Origin of the sequence: Alloscardovia sp. HMSC034E08 (assembly GCF_001813415.1) — a bacterium.
Taxonomy (GTDB): domain Bacteria; phylum Actinomycetota; class Actinomycetes; order Actinomycetales; family Bifidobacteriaceae; genus Alloscardovia; species Alloscardovia omnicolens.
In genome coordinates this window covers 1-14,638 of record NZ_KV812459.1, presented here as the reverse complement: position 1 = coordinate 14,638, position 14,638 = coordinate 1, and the positions used below count along the sequence as shown (strand labels likewise).

Sequence of the window (14,638 nt, the reverse complement as noted above, 5' to 3'; positions counted from 1 at the left end):
GAGGGAGTTGACAGTATGAGTTTTCTCGACCGTCTTTTTGGGCGCCCCGTGTACGTGCAGAGGGGTGGTGTTGCTGCTACTGCCGTATTGGGGAAGAGTCCGGCTGACTTGTATCGTGAACAGCCTGAGGTGCGTGCGGTAGTCAGTTTTATTCAGGATGCTGTCGCTTCCACCCCATTGAAAGTGTATAAGCGTGTTGATGAGAATGACCGTCAGCGTGACCGCACTAGTGTTGCTGCCCGCCTGTTGGCGTCTCCGTCGGATGGAGTGACAACGTTCGAGTCAATAAGTCGCCTTGTGGGTGACTTGTGTTTGTATGGTGCGTGCTTGTGGCATGTGGCGCCGAACGTGCAGCGTGACACGGGTTGGACTATCACATATATTCCTTACGCGTGGGTGCGAGACGTATACACGTTGGATGGTTTCACCCCGTCAGCTTACGTGGTGCAAAATCCTGTGTCTGGTCGTGCGCCTGTGACTATTCCTGCGTCGGATACGGTGCGTTTTGCTGCGTATAATCCGACTGGTGGCGTGGAAGCTGTCAGCCCTATTGACTCGTTGAAAAGTATTCTTGCTGAACGAGTCAGTGCGCTTGATTTCCGTAATAAGAATTGGCGCAATGGTGGCTGGGTGAACCGGTGGATTAGTCGCCCCGCTGGTACTATGTGGGATGATCAGCAGCGTCAACGTTTCGCTGCTTCCTGGAAAGCTCGTTTTGCGGGAAGCGAGGGCACTGATAGCGGTGGTACGCCAATTCTTGAAGATGGCATGGCATTGCATGATAGTACGTTTAACGCTCGTGAAGCACAGTTCGCAGAAGTCACGCAGCTAACTCGTGAAGATGTGTGCGCAGCATATCATTTGAATCCGTCGCTTATCTATCACACGAGTACGCAAACGTATGCGTCGGCAAAGGATAATGCTCGCGCATTGTATTCGGAGACTCTTACTCCGCTCATGGATTTGATTGTCGAACGTATCAACAAGGTTCTGCTGCCTATGCTTGGCGTGGACGCGGACACTTATGTTGAGTTTGACCTGTCTGCGAAAGTGAGCGCGAGCTTCGAAGAACAGGCACAAATGTTGACGAGTGCTGTGGGTGCTCCGTGGATGCTTGTTGATGAGGCGCGCGCGATCATGAACCGTCCAGCATTAGGCGGTAGCGCTTCTAAGCTCGTCCAACCACTAAACCTCGCTTACGGTGACGAGGGTGAGCCAAGCAACACGCTTAATAGTGGTGTTTCGGCCGTGAAATCGGGCGAACCGCATTTCAAGTCTCATCAAACGCCGAACGATGCGGATAGTGAGCTTGTTGCGAAACAGTTAGCGAAGTTTTTCACACGGCAGAAACGTAGCGTGCTCGCTGAGATCACTAAGCAAGCGAAAAACGGTACACTCCGTGTAAAAGCTGACGATGGTAATGATTATCCAGACTGGTGGGATGGGAAACGGTGGAGCAAAGAGCTCGCTGACGACCTCACCCCATTATTCCTCCAACTGAGTGAGAAGCATGCGAAAGAAACGTTGAAAGACGTACGTTTGAAACCGAACTCTTACGACGTGGAACGCACGCAAGCGTACATTCGCACTATGGCAGAAGGCAAAGCTACAGCGTTAAACAATGTGACTTTACGCCAGTTACAGGAAGCTCTCGAACGGCAAAACTCAGACGATAACGAGGATACGGATGACAGTATCCTGGCGAACTCGCCTGACGGAGTCTTCGAAAAAGCTGAATCATCGCGCTCGCTGTCGGCTGGTCTCGCATTCTCTACTGCTTGTGCAGTGTTCGGGAGTATGGAGGCGGTTAGGCAGCAAGCGCCGTCTAGCATTTTTAAGCGTTATAAGACGTGGGTTCATGGGGGAAGTTCGAACCCGCGCAGTGAGCATTTGGCTATGGATGGGGAGCGAGTCGAAATGGATGCTGAATTTTCCAATGGTTCGCAATATCCGCATGATCATGGCATGACTCCTGATGAATCCTGTAATTGCATGTGTTCTGTCGAAATTGAAATTTGGAAGGAATAAAAATGACACTCTACAAGAGTTTTCATGTTAAGGCTGAGGATGCTGGTGAAGGCATTATCGAGGGGTATGCGTCCACGTGGGATAAAGAGCCTGATTCGTATGGTGACATTGTTGCTAAAGGTGCTTTTACTCGCACGTTGAAAGAGCGTGGCGATAATCCTATCCCGTTCCTTTTTGGGCATCGTACTGATACGCCTGAAATGAACCTTGGCGCAGCTACGGCTGTAGAAGATGATAAGGGGTTGAAGTTCACTGCGAAGCTTGACCTTGATAATCCGAATGCAGCATACACTTATAAGCTTTTCAAAGAAGGTCGTATCAACCAGTTTTCGTTTGCGTATGCTGTGCGTGATGCGGGTGAGGTTGAGCTTGATGAGGGTGTGAAAGCGAATGAGCTTCGTGACCTTGACCTCTTTGAGATTAGTGCTGTTCCTATTCCTGCTAATCAGCATGCTGTTGTGACTGATGTGAAAGCTGGGCGTAGGAATAGTAAAGCGGATGCGGATATTCTCGACCAGATTCGAGAGTTCGCTCAGAACATTCTTGACTCTATTGACAAGCTCAATGGGGACAACACTGATGATGGACATGCGGACGAACCGTCCCAGGGTAAGCCAACAGCGCCAGAGAGCGATGATGGTTCGGATTCTGGTGATGAGGGTAAGGCAGCGTTCCTCGAAATGAAGAAACAAGCAATTCTATCTACTTTAGAAAGGTAAAAGATAATGAATTTGAAGGAAATGTTGGAGGCTGCTAAGTCTCGTATCGCTCAGGCTGATTCTGTTGAAGAGTTGAAGGCAGCCCAGGAAGAGTACGACAAGATTAGTGAGCAGATTAAGCTTGCTGAGCAGAAGGGTGCTATCCTGGACGGTCTCAAGCCTGCAAAGGAAACGCAGGTAGAGAAGAAGGAGACTCCAGCTTCTCTTGGTGCTTTCGCTGTTAAGGAGCTTGACACTCGCTCGCTTAAGTCTGCACGTGGCGCTGTAGGTACTGGATTCGGTTTCAAGGCGAACACTGACCTGCACACCACTCCAACCATCAACGTTACCGATACGAAGGTTGTTGACGTTCAGCCACGCCCTCTCTATGTTCGTGACTTGTTCGGCTCTGAGGCCATCTCTGGCAACTCTTTGACCTACTTCGTACTCCAGCCTACTGAGGGTAAGCCTGCAAAGACTGCCGAGGGTGCGAAGAAGCCACAAATTCACGTTGGCTACGATTCTAAGACTGTTGCTTTGGAAAAGATTGCAAGCTTCTTCAAGGAATCTGATGAGCTTCTCGAAGATGCAGCATTCATGGAGTCTGCGATTAACAATCGTGGTATTTATGAGCATAATCTTGCTGTTGAAAACGAGCTTGTTTCTACTCTGCTTGGCACTTCTGGTATTCAGACTGTCGCGTTTAAGGATAATGCTCAGGACACTCTCTACACTGCGATGACGAACATTCAGACTGCAACTGGTTACACTGCTGACGCTATCGTTATTAATCCTGCTGATTATCAGACTTTGCGCTTGGCAAAGGATACTAATGGTCAGTATATGGGTGGCGGCTTCTTCTACGGTGAATATGGTAACGGTTCTCTTGTTCAGCAGCCTGGCATTTGGGGTCTTCCAACTGTTGTTACTACTGCTGTTGATAAGGGTACTGCGATCGTTGGCGCGTTCAAGATTGCAGGTAGTGTCGTTACTAAGGCTGGTTCTGGTCTTCGCGTTGAAGTTTCCAACGCTAACGAAGACGATTTCATTACTAATCGTGTGACGGTTCGTGTGGAGGAGCGTCTCCTGCTCGCTACTCGTGTTCCTGCAGCATTCGCTAAGGTCACTCTCGCAGGCGCTGCAGCATAACCCTGTAACGTGATTTTTTAAAGGACAGTAAAACTGCTCATATGGTGGGGTGGTTTTTACTGTCCTTTTCTTATGCGTGAAAGGTTTTTTTGATGCTTAAAGTTTACGAGTTGAATGGTTTAACATTCCAATGGCATGATGGTGACCAGCCCGACAAAGCAACTCTTATTGACAAGCCTGAGCTTGGTGTGAAACGTCAGCCTGCTGTGAATAAGCGTCGAACCGTGAAAAATAAGACGGGTGATGCTCGTGCTGGCGACTAACTGGGGCTACAGTATCGACGTTGACAAGCTTCCACTGTTGCTTACAGTTGACGAATTTGACAGTATGGGTGGCTCTTCCATGAGTTCCAGTCGTGAGGCGAAGCAAGCAACATTGAACGGTGTCTCGCAAGCTATTCGTGACTATTGTGGCTGGCATGTAGCGCCAAAACTCACTTGCAAGGCTATTGTGCCTGATTCGGCTCACGTGATACTTCCAAGCATGGGCGTCACTGAGCTTACTGAGACTGTGCCAACAGTGGAACCACGCTATGCGAACTCGTATGGTGTGATTGATATGCGCCGTCAAGCGTTGCTTGAGGTGACGTATGTGGCTGGTTTTGACATGGTTGACGCGTTGAAACAGGCTGCGTATCAGATTGCGGCGAATCATCTTGTTGCTACTGCAGGTCTTCGTGAAGAGCACGCAGGTCAGGTTGGCGCAACCTACAATCAGACCGATAATGGCGTATCTGGCGGCGTCCGTTTACTTGCCTCTGATAAGGCTATGCTCGCACCGTACAAGCTTGTAGGAGTGTGATTTCGTATGGGTTTGCCTACATGGTGTAATGACACTCTCATGGTGTCTCGCCCTGGTGTGAAACAGTCACGTGGTGTGAACGTGAAAGATTGGGAACATCCAGTCACTCACATAATCAGTGGCTGTAGCGTGCAGCCTCAAGCGGAGAGTACTGATTATTCTCAACCTGCTCAACCTACAAGAGTGACGTGTGTTGCTTACGTGCCGTCTGGTGCGGATATTCAGCGTGGTGACAAGGTGACTTTTGAGGGTGCTGATTTTCGTGTGGAGACTATTCCTGTTGGGTGGCGCAGCCCGTTTGGGCGTGCGTCGCATATGACGGTGAATTTAACGGAATGGGAGGCATAATATGTCTCGAAAAGGTTTTCGTATCGAACTCAATTCTGCTGGAGTCCAACAACTGTTGAATGATGGCGGCTTATCTGCTGTGTGCGCTTCTAATGCACAGCGTATCGCTAGCAAAGCTGGTAAAGGTTTTCGTGTATCTCGCCAGTGGCAGGCAGGATATGGTGGTGGTCGTACCGCTGTATCAGTGCGTACTGCAACACCTGAAGCACGTGAAGCTGAAGCTGTGAATAAGACTCTTACACTGGCGGTGCAATCATGCAGAGCCTAACCAGACCGCAGGATGCTGAATGGTTGCTCGCTCAAGAAATCACCCGTCTTGCTCACGTGGATGCGAGCGCGAACCAGTCCACCAATATCACCGGTAAAAAACCATACGTGTGGGTATTTCAGACAGGGTGTACTCCGGTGACATCTGTGAGCTGGCAGCATGATTTCAGTATTGATATTTGGGCGGGTAAGGATGATGACTATTCGCAGGTTACGGACGTTGCGCGCACTATTGCTGGCTATCTTGCAAGTTTGAGCTTGCAGAGTGGTGAGTATGCGTGGCATGCGCCTGATGTGATGAACATGTATCCGAATCCTGACCCTCAACGTCCACACGTTCCACGCGTAACACTCACTTACAGTGTCCAGTTGCGTGGGGAATCAATTGATTTTTAGAAAACATTAAAAGTGAAAGGTTAAATTATGGCAGAAGTAACGCAGGGTATTGATGCTAATAAGGTTTATTTGCCGTCTCCTGACCAGTCTGCTACCACTGGCGCAGTGCAGATTGCGAAAGTTGGTGTAGCGAAGCCTACGGATGCTCGCATGGTCATGCCTTCTAACGAGTGGGGTACCTCTCTCGGCTATATTGGCGATGATGGTCTCACGATTAGTGGCGTGATGAGTGCTGGCGACAAGATTAAGGAATGGGGTGGTAGTGCTGTGCGCGTTACTAATGGTGATGCTGAGCCTACCATTAGTATTCCTAGCATTCAGGTTGATGAGACTCTCGCTAAGCTCATCGTTGGCGATGAGAATGTGAAGACTGTTGATGCTAATAGTGATCATGGTCGCCAGTTGGAGATTGCTTTTAACGGTAAGGTTGGGAAGCCTCGCGCTTGGGTGTTTAACATGAAGGACGGTAATCGTCGTATTCGTGCTTTCGCTCCGAATGCGCAGGTGTCTGAGCTTGACGATTTGCAGTTTGTTCCTACCGCGGCTAATTCTTACGCTTTGACGTTGAGCCTGAATGTTGACACGGCGGGTAACTTCCTTTACTTGTTCTATGACGACGGCAAGGTCGAAGCTGTCGCATAAACGACAGGGGTAAAGGGGATTCTGTTCTTGCTACCGGTTTCCATGTTGAGTGTATTCATGAAGTTTTCCAACCTCCTTATCTTCATGGCTCACCGTGAAAACTGGCAGCAGTTTTCAATTAAAGGAGAAAAAATATTATGGCTTTCGTACTCGAAAACGATGCTAAGAAGACTTTCGATTTCAAGATTGGTAAGCAGGGGAAAATGTATCATCTTCCACTGCTCGCAGATCTACCATTAACAGCGCAAGTAAAAATTGCCGCATTGACACGTAAGAATGAGACTGAAGAGCTTATCAAGCTGCTTATAGACGTGTTTGAAAAGTATGCTCCAGGCTCGACGAAAGAGTTGACAGCGGGCATGTTTACGCAGCTTATTACTGCATGGCGTGAAGCTTCCCCATTAGCGGGGGAATAATAGCCCTACTCAACGTTAACGAGGACACGAGTAGGGCGTTTGAAGCGGATATTATAGACCGTTTCCATATGAGTTTAAGTCAGGCCGTCACCACCATCGGGTGGGACGGTCTGATTGTTTTCTACAAACATTTAGACACATCAAGCCATACCTGGCAGGCGCAGCATAAGACTTTTGCCGGCTGGGATTCCACTCTTATCACGAACAGACTCATTGTCGCTCTGATTGATGAGATTCGCGCCGTCGAATACTTGTACGCGTCCGCGCATAGCAAAAAAGGTTCGAATGTGCGTAAGCCGAAACCGTTCCCGAGCCCATGGGCGAAACCAGATAAGGGCGAGAAGCATTTCGGCAAGGGGGCGATACCTCGTAAAGATTTCATGGCTTGGTACTACTCGACTGACTAGTGAAAGGCGTTTTTCATGGCTGAAAGTGGCGTAACTGTTGCTAACGCGTTCGTACAGGTGATGCCGTCCGCGAATGGTATTGAGGGCAACCTTACTAAAGAGCTGAGCTCAGCCATGGAAACTGCTGCCACGAGTTCCGGTAAGAGTGGTGGTGAAACTCTTGGCTCTAGCCTGCTTGACCAGCTTAAAGGCTTGGGCGGTAGTATTGCTGGCGTTGGCGGCGAGGTTGGTACGAGCCTGTATTCAGGTGCTGAAGCAGTACTTAGTGGTGCTGGTGTTGCCGCGTTGACCGCTGCGGGTGTTGCTCTTGCAGGTGCTGTGCTTGGCGGTTTGGAAGACATCGGCTCAGAGTTCGACGGAATGACCGATAGCATTGTTGTCGGCACAGGCGCATCAGGCAAAGCATTAGACAGTTTGACAGCTTCCGCTACCGAAGTCGGCAATAGCGTGCCGGTCAGTTTTGAAAAGGCTGGCGGTATCGTCGCTGATTTCAACACCCGCATGGGATTAACCAGTAGCACGTTGACTGACGTGTCGAAGAAAACCGCAGCATTAGGCGAAATCCTCGGCAAGGACATCAATATCAACCAGTTGACCGGAGCCATGAACGCTTTCGGCATTACTGGCCAGGATGTTGGCAAAAACATGGACTACCTGTTTGGTGTCAGCCAGGCGACCGGTATTGGATTCGACCAGTTAACCGGCATCGTTAAAAATGCTGGCCCAGCCATGCAGTCCCTCGGTTTCAGCTTCAAGGATACGGCTGACCTTGCCGGCCAGTTAGACAAGGCTGGTATTGACGCGAACGCTGTCATGGGCAGCATGAAGAAAGCTTTAACGGCCGTCGCGGAAAATGGTGGCGATGTTAAAAAGACCTTCAACGACAGTGTGAAGTCGATTGAAGATTTTGTTAAAGCCGGTAACGACGCGGCTGCTATTGACGCGGCTAAGGATATTTTTGGTGCGCGTAACGCTCCGCAGTTTGTTGCAGCGTTGAAGAGTGGCGCCGTGAACATGGAAGAGCTGGGTAAGAATGCTCTGGGCGCTAAGGGTGATATTGAGGGGACTGAGGAGGCTACCAAGGATTGGCCTGAAACATGGGAGCTACTGCAGAATCGTATCAAGAGTGCTTTCGAACCTTTAGGCACTGCAGTATTTAGTACTGCTACTGCGGCCATGGAAATACTGTTTACTGTTGTCACTTCGCTTATTAGTGGTTTTCAACAGTTTGGTGGTCTTGTTGGTAATGTTTTCGCACCATTGACGGCTAGTGTGCAGGGTGTTTCTGGCATACTGTCTAGTGTTTTTATGCCGATATGGCAGACTCTACAAGACTTGTTTAATACTGCTTACAGTATTATTGCCGCACAAGTTGCGCCAGCTTTCGATAGTGTTCAAGCGGCGATAAGTCGTGTGGCAAGCGTGTTTACGAGCACGTTCCTACCGGCGTTGCAGCCTGTTATTGTGCTTGTTGGTGCGATCGTGGGAACTCTTATCACTGTACTGATACCGGCATTGGGCGCTGTAGTTGGTTTCCTTATTGCTGAGTTTGGTACAGCGTTTACGATGGTGGCTAATCTTGTATCTTCGGCGATGCAGATTGTGTCTGGCGTTATTCAAACAGTTGTCGGTGTTATCGAAGCTATTGTTGGCACGTTTGTTGGTATTTTTACTGGTAACTGGCGGATGGCTGCTGACGGTATGCAGCGTATTCTTGGCGGTCTTGCAGGTATTGCGAATGGTGCTTTGAATGCTGTGTTTGCCGTCGTGCAAGGCGTCTTGTCTACTATTAGTAACGTTTTTACGAGCATTTTCAACGGTTTGACGGGTATTGTTAGTGGCGTTTTTAGTGCTATTGCGAATACGATTAGTGGCACGATGAATGGTGCGAAGAGTACGATTAGTGGCGCTTTGAATGCTATTGCTGGTTTCTTCCGTAACCTGCATTTGCAGCTGCCGTCTATTAAGCTTCCTCATTTTAAGGCGAGCGGTAGTTTCAATCTTGACCCCGCGCATTTCAGTTTGCCGTCTATTGGCGTGGAATGGTATGCGAAGGGTGGTATTGCTACTCGTGCTGCTGTGTTGGGTGAGGCTGGTGCGGAAGCTATCGTCCCATACACTAACTCGAACATTAAACCGTGGGCGACAGCATTGTCGAACGCTGCAGGCTTAACGAGCAACAGTGATGAGGCGACTGGCCAGCTTGTGGACATGCTCGCCTACTATCTGCCGGTCATTGTGCGCGGACAAGAAACGAACTTGACAAAACGTGACCTGCACCGTCTCATGCTCGCCAATAACATTCTCTAAGGTGGTTTTTGTTATGTTTAACCGGTTCACGTATTTTAGTGGAACACTGCAGAAAAAATACTCGCTGGATAGTCCTCAACTATCAAGCGGTGTTGGTAATGATATTCGCGACAGCGTATGGAATTACTCACTGTCAACACATAACATTACTGGCGTAACTCGCGTGGCTCGCGAAGCATCATTCACAGTGACGACAACTGATTATGATCTGTTGAATGAGCTTCAACAGGCGTATACGGTGGATGTGGAGAACAGTACTCCAGGCGTATTGTATGTTGATGATTGGCAACAGTCGGCATATTTGGTAAAAACGCAGGCTGACACTATTCGCCGTGGTTTACTTCTTGTGAAGATTACTGTTGTTCTGCTTGATGGTAAGTGGCATCGTGACACTGTAACAAGTTTCAAAACTTCTTACACGAGCGTGGACGATGATGAATGGTTGAACTATCCACACGATTACTCGTACAATTTCGGCAAACAGTTCGACTATGCAACATCGCTAAACGTGGAAACGTTAAGCAAGGCGCCAATTAGTCTCACTGTCTACGGGCAGGCAACAGCGCCGAGTATTACTATTGGCGGAAATGTTTACAGTGTGAATGTGAACGTGCCTACAGGTGGAGTCTTGAAAGTAAACGGTTTGGATAGGACTGTACGCTTGTTTGATGCGACTGGGCAAGAGTCAAACGTGTTTAGTAAAGCTTCTCGTAAGCCAGGCATGGATATATTCGGTGAGCTTACGACTGGCGCGAACACTGTTTCTTGGTCACGTGGTTTTGAGTTTGATGTTACTGTCCATGAGATTTCAGGGGGTCCATTATGGCAAGAAACACAGTTCAACGCGTAACACTCTACAAGGGGGATAGTTTTGAACCGTATGCACAGACGGATAATTTTCAACTCGACTACGCGTATGGTGATACGGAGAATAGTTTCGAACTGATTATTGAGCAGGCGGACATTGTTGATGTGACAATGTCCGCTTTTCGCTTGGAAGATTCCACTGATGTTGCGGGTTTCGTGGATGGAGTGGAAAGCGTGTATAAGAATGGTTATTATACGATTACATTCCACGGCACGAGCATGCAAGGTGTGCTTGATAAGCGTATCGTGCAACCATACGCCGGGCAGGACTATTACACGGTCAAAGGCACACTCTCCAACTGTTTAACTAAAGTGCTTGCTGACACTGGTTTAACCGGTCGTGTTCTGCTCGACAGTATTCCATCGGTGAATATCGATTATCAGTTCGAGCGATACTGCACTCTCTGGCAGGGGTTGCGCAAACTTGCTAAGCAGAATCATATGATTATCCGCTTAACATTTGACGATAATGCTCGCATCCTGTTGAGTTTCATCCCGTCGGATGATATGACAATCAATAGCGCGAATATTAGTTATGATGCGACGAAATACAGTAAGTTTATTACTCATGCTATCGCTTTGGGTGCTGGTGAGCTGCGTAACCGTGCTGTCGGGCACGCATATTGGGATGGTAAACAGGTTACTACCTCGAAGCCTTCTAATTTTGTTGAATCTTACATGATGACTTTCGAGGCAAGCAGTACAGAACAAGACAAAATCGCTCAGTATGCTGCGGATAAGCTCGCCGACGAGTTGAAGAATCGGCAGATTTTGCAGGTGAAAGAACCTGACGGAGAGTATCCTCTCGATTCAAGTTTTTCGATTACTGACATGCCAACCGGCATGACGGTGTCGGCAAGTATTAACAAGCTCATCATCAAAATCAGTAGGGGTGTGAAAACCCTTTCTATGGAGGTAGGTTAAAAATGGGTATCCAAACAGGCTTAACACAGTACGAGTGCGACCGGTGCGGTATTAAACAGATTATCGGCCCGAAGCAGGCTGCAGAAGAGAAGTGGTCGGAAAAGAAGTTTATTCGCGCTAACCAGTCAGACGTGAACGTTGTCCTATGCCGGTACTGTTCGGAAGACTGGCTGAAACTCATGGCTAAGGTTGACACATTTTTCGGTAATTTCATGGACAAGAAATAAAAGGAGCTTACAATGACTATCCACATGATCACGAGCCGCAAAAACATGGCTCACGTAACAGCTGACGATGCTGCACATTTGAACGCACGCATTATGGGCGACGGACAATACCTGCTGACGAAAAACTGGACACCAACACTAGCTTCCGCATCCACAGTAACCCTGCCTGTCGGCGAATGGTTATGGAACGGTCGCTACGTGCAGATTAGTGTCCAGGAGAGCGTCAATATCGGCAATGGTGTGAGCTCTGGTTCTACACGTGATGATCTTATCTGCCTGCATTATTCCCGGAATACGGGTACTGGTGTAGAAACTGTCTCCGCGGCGGTTATTAAGGGTGTCATCAATCAGGGTATTGGTGTACCTCCTATTACGACAAGTCTACTGAATACGCCGTCTGAAACGTATATGATTATTGCTGTTGTGCATTGGAATGGCTTGACCCCAACAGTGCAAGCGTTTGAGAATACTGAATATTTGCAGCCTTTCTCGCAGACGAATGAAACTCTCCGTAATCTTGATTATCGGCTTACACATGCTACAAGCACTACTGCGCGGCTACCGTACATGGATAGACCAGTAACTTTGCGTAAAACGGGTAATTTGGTTGTTGTGTCTGAGCAGGTTCTCACGAGTGGTAGTGGCGCGAACGCGCATTTTAACGCGTCGGAAACTATCCCTGACGGTTATCGTCCTGCTGTCCAAGGTGTTATCACGTGTATCGATAATTCGAGTACGGTCGCGAGTCTGTTTGTGAATAGTCGCGGTGGTATCGAGGTTAATGGTAACTTTACACAGTCGCGTTATCTACAAGTGTTGGGCGTTTGGTTTACTGCTTGACGGGTGCTTTAGGTGAAAAATTTTTTAGGAGACCACATGTTGTGTGGTCTTTTTTATTTTTAAGGAGAAAAAAGAATTGTGATTCCTATGAGTCCCTTCGACGTGGATAACGTGCTTGTCGCGCTCATCACAGGCCTTATTAGTTTCGCTGTCGCATTCATCACGAGTAGAACGCAAGCGAAGAGTAATGAGCAGAATGCGGATAAGACGCGTGCTGAAACTGAGTCACTGCTCCGACAGCAGTTAGAAGATACAGACAAAAGACTAAATAGCTTATCTCATGCTGTGTCTGATGAGATGAGGCAACGCTGTCAAGCAGAAGCAAATCTCTATGACGCTGAGCAGCAACTGTCTTCTTCTATCGCGTATGTGCGAGCGCTCGGGCATTGGCTGAATGCTATGTGCAAAATGCTTGATAAGGATTGGTTAGACGAGCATCCGAAACCCCGCTTGCCTGATGAAATCAGGAGCGGCGTAGAGCGAACGGCAAGTGAGCTCGGTTTAAACATAGACAAATTCGATATTCAAGAATAAAAGGAAGGAGAAAAAATTGTGAGTGTAATACAAGAAAAGATTGTGAATAATGGTCACGGTAGTCTTAACGCCTCGTATTTCTGCGTGCATTCCACTGCAAACGTGGGCGCGACCGCTGCAGATCACGTATGTTTGTGGTCGCGTAATTATTTGTATGCTGTTCACCTCGTGTCCGACTGGACGGAAGCGTTTCACACAGTGCCTTACAACCGTTTATGTTTCCAAGTTGGCGACGGTAATCCGTATGTTGAAGGTCTTGAAATTTGTGAGGCTACTAATGAGGAAGATTTCCGTAAAGGTATCGAGGTAGCTATCCAGGTCGTGCGTGAACGTCTTGCTGCGCATGGTTGGGGCGTTGACCGTCTTATCAATCATGATATCGCACGAAACTGGTGGGGCGGAACGGACCATCATGATCCGATTCCGTATTTCACGAAGTGGGGGTATTCGTGGGATCAATTCAAAAATGATGTCGTTAACGGCAGTATGTCGTTAACATCAACAAGTCAAACAGTACAAGTTAAGGAAGGTAGAAGCATGTATCTTATTGAAACAACAACCCCGTGGGGGACTACAGCGTATGCGCTGATTACTGAGCTTTCAGGAGCTCAAGCATTACAAGATATCGAAGCATTATCCTACGCGAACGGTTTAGGCTCTACAGGCAAAGTGAACTGGGATATGTATAATCTGCTCGTTTCACAAGCGTGGCAGCGTTATAACACGTTCATGAACGCGGTCGGTAAGACCGTAACGGAAAGCGTAGAACAGGCTACTAAGCGCGTAACCGAAGCAACAAAAACTACTAAAGATGGAGAATAAAAATGGGAGAACATGTCATGCAGGATAATCATGCTAGTGAAGATTTGAAAAGCTACGTGCCAGTTTTCAGTGCGCGAGTGCGCACAATCATCTACGTAGCAGGTCTTGTCGCTTCAGTGATTGGCCTTGGTTTTATGACGTTCGGCTACGCTGATATCGGCGGTTTCATCGCAACCGCCGCCGGCATTATCACCGGCGGTTTCGGCGTAGCTTATAGTCCGCTACGCTCAAACATGTAACGTTGATAGAGTCCTTCCACAATCTTTTGCGGTTGTGGGAGGACTTTTTTGCATTTTCTACTGTTTTCGAGGTCTGCCGCCGTGTCCTGGGCGATTAGCATTCCATTGTTCGATCGTGGATTTATTCCACCCCCGTGTACGCCCAATATACGCGTCGGGTTCTGGCATATTGTAGTTTGCTAATGCGCCTTTCTGTATGCCAAGAAACTCAGCCACCTCGGTAAAACTCATATATCGTTCTGCCATTGTTTACCGTTCCTTAGCGTACGTGAATGTGAATATGTTGCCCGCTATGATGAAGGTAACTCCTATGATGTACTGCCACCAGTGCGGCGTGATGCAGAGTGTAGCTATCCCTGCGAGGTTGCATAGGATACTTGCGATCAGTTGCAGTGTTTTTTTGTTCATGTTGGTTGTGATGATAGTCTTGGAGTGGAGCTTTCCGGATACTTGGTCTATTCGGAAAGCTCTTCATCTTACTTCTTCTTGATGCTTGCAATCAGTGCGATGATTGCGGCTGAAATTTCAAGAATCAGTTTGATGATTTCCAAGATGTCTTTCATCTTTCCTCCTTTCTTTTTCCTAATATTTATATAATAACACAGCAACTATATAAATACAAGTAAGACACGCCGAAGATAGGGGAACAAAGTAAAAAAACACAGAATACCGTTGAAAACAAAGGCGTTTGGAATAGTATTTGTCGAATCTCCTCGTCTCCGC

20 protein-coding genes are annotated in these 14,638 nt (G+C 48.0%); 19 read left to right on the top strand and 1 reads right to left on the bottom strand.

The genetic code is table 11. The annotated features are described in order from the left end of the window. The first annotated feature begins 15 nt into the window (after positions 1-15). From HMPREF2909_RS00305 to HMPREF2909_RS00220, 19 genes are all read left to right on the top strand, one after another. Positions 16-2,028, top strand: a complete 2,013-nt coding sequence (locus tag HMPREF2909_RS00305; RefSeq protein WP_071414796.1) for a phage portal protein — start codon at positions 16-18, stop codon at positions 2,026-2,028. A 2-nt stretch (positions 2,029-2,030) separates the two neighbouring features. After that, positions 2,031-2,747 (top strand): HK97 family phage prohead protease, encoded by a 717-nt coding sequence (locus HMPREF2909_RS00300; protein ID WP_071414795.1) that lies wholly within the window; start codon positions 2,031-2,033, stop codon positions 2,745-2,747. Positions 2,748-2,753: 6 nt separating this feature from the next. Further along, positions 2,754-3,875, top strand: coding sequence for a phage major capsid protein (locus tag HMPREF2909_RS00295; protein WP_071414794.1), 1,122 nt, complete (start codon positions 2,754-2,756; stop codon positions 3,873-3,875). Between the two features lie 92 nt (positions 3,876-3,967). After that, positions 3,968-4,138 (top strand): hypothetical protein, encoded by a 171-nt coding sequence (locus HMPREF2909_RS09110; RefSeq protein ID WP_168165247.1) that lies wholly within the window; start codon positions 3,968-3,970, stop codon positions 4,136-4,138. After that, positions 4,125-4,676 carry a hypothetical protein gene (locus HMPREF2909_RS00290; RefSeq protein ID WP_148130747.1) on the top strand — a complete coding sequence of 184 codons (552 nt, stop codon included), beginning with the start codon at positions 4,125-4,127 and terminating at the stop codon, positions 4,674-4,676. Before HMPREF2909_RS09110 ends, HMPREF2909_RS00290 begins: the two co-directional genes overlap by 14 nt. A 39-nt stretch (positions 4,677-4,715) precedes the next feature. Further along, positions 4,716-5,024 (top strand): hypothetical protein, encoded by a 309-nt coding sequence (locus tag HMPREF2909_RS00285; RefSeq protein ID WP_148130746.1) that lies wholly within the window; start codon positions 4,716-4,718, stop codon positions 5,022-5,024. A gap of 1 nt (position 5,025) precedes the next feature. After that, positions 5,026-5,292 (top strand): hypothetical protein, encoded by a 267-nt coding sequence (locus tag HMPREF2909_RS00280; protein ID WP_071414791.1) that lies wholly within the window; start codon positions 5,026-5,028, stop codon positions 5,290-5,292. Next, a complete protein-coding gene (locus HMPREF2909_RS00275) occupies positions 5,280-5,687 on the top strand; it encodes a hypothetical protein (protein WP_071414790.1) in 408 nt (135 codons plus the stop codon). Before HMPREF2909_RS00280 ends, HMPREF2909_RS00275 begins: the two co-directional genes overlap by 13 nt. A gap of 27 nt (positions 5,688-5,714) precedes the next feature. Then, positions 5,715-6,329 carry a phage tail tube protein gene (locus HMPREF2909_RS00270; protein ID WP_071414789.1) on the top strand — a complete coding sequence of 205 codons (615 nt, stop codon included), beginning with the start codon at positions 5,715-5,717 and terminating at the stop codon, positions 6,327-6,329. A gap of 137 nt (positions 6,330-6,466) precedes the next feature. Then, positions 6,467-6,745 (top strand): hypothetical protein, encoded by a 279-nt coding sequence (locus HMPREF2909_RS00265; RefSeq protein ID WP_021618649.1) that lies wholly within the window; start codon positions 6,467-6,469, stop codon positions 6,743-6,745. A gap of 68 nt (positions 6,746-6,813) precedes the next feature. Then, entirely contained in the window at positions 6,814-7,152 is a 339-nt protein-coding gene (locus HMPREF2909_RS00260) for a hypothetical protein (protein WP_021618648.1), read from the top strand. Between the two features lie 15 nt (positions 7,153-7,167). Next, complete coding sequence (locus tag HMPREF2909_RS00255) at positions 7,168-9,462, top strand: phage tail tape measure protein (protein WP_071414788.1); 2,295 nt, start codon at positions 7,168-7,170, stop codon at positions 9,460-9,462. Positions 9,463-9,475: 13 nt separating this feature from the next. Next, the gene (locus tag HMPREF2909_RS00250) at positions 9,476-10,312 is read left to right on the top strand and encodes a hypothetical protein (protein ID WP_071414787.1); all 837 of its coding nucleotides are present in this window, start codon (positions 9,476-9,478) and stop codon (positions 10,310-10,312) included. Further along, complete coding sequence (locus HMPREF2909_RS00245) at positions 10,285-11,253, top strand: hypothetical protein (protein WP_071414786.1); 969 nt, start codon at positions 10,285-10,287, stop codon at positions 11,251-11,253. The genes HMPREF2909_RS00250 and HMPREF2909_RS00245 overlap by 28 nt, the downstream gene beginning before the upstream one ends. Positions 11,254-11,255: 2 nt before the next feature. Next, complete coding sequence (locus HMPREF2909_RS00240) at positions 11,256-11,480, top strand: hypothetical protein (protein ID WP_071414785.1); 225 nt, start codon at positions 11,256-11,258, stop codon at positions 11,478-11,480. 12 nt (positions 11,481-11,492) lie between these two features. After that, positions 11,493-12,320: a hypothetical protein gene (locus HMPREF2909_RS00235; protein ID WP_071414784.1), complete on the top strand. Its 828-nt coding sequence runs from the start codon at positions 11,493-11,495 to the stop codon at positions 12,318-12,320. Positions 12,321-12,407: 87 nt separating this feature from the next. Next, on the top strand, positions 12,408-12,854 hold the full coding sequence (locus HMPREF2909_RS00230) for a hypothetical protein (protein WP_071414783.1): 447 nt from the start codon (positions 12,408-12,410) through the stop codon (positions 12,852-12,854). A gap of 18 nt (positions 12,855-12,872) precedes the next feature. Next, positions 12,873-13,676: a peptidoglycan recognition protein family protein gene (locus tag HMPREF2909_RS00225; RefSeq protein ID WP_071414782.1), complete on the top strand. Its 804-nt coding sequence runs from the start codon at positions 12,873-12,875 to the stop codon at positions 13,674-13,676. A gap of 2 nt (positions 13,677-13,678) precedes the next feature. Continuing rightward, complete coding sequence (locus HMPREF2909_RS00220; RefSeq protein ID WP_071414781.1) at positions 13,679-13,915, top strand: hypothetical protein; 237 nt, start codon at positions 13,679-13,681, stop codon at positions 13,913-13,915. Positions 13,916-13,972: 57 nt separating this feature from the next. On the opposite strand, the gene HMPREF2909_RS00215 is transcribed toward HMPREF2909_RS00220, so the two are convergent. Then, a complete protein-coding gene (locus HMPREF2909_RS00215) occupies positions 13,973-14,161 on the bottom strand; it encodes a helix-turn-helix transcriptional regulator (protein WP_071414780.1) in 189 nt (62 codons plus the stop codon). Positions 14,162-14,638: the final 477 nt, after the last annotated feature.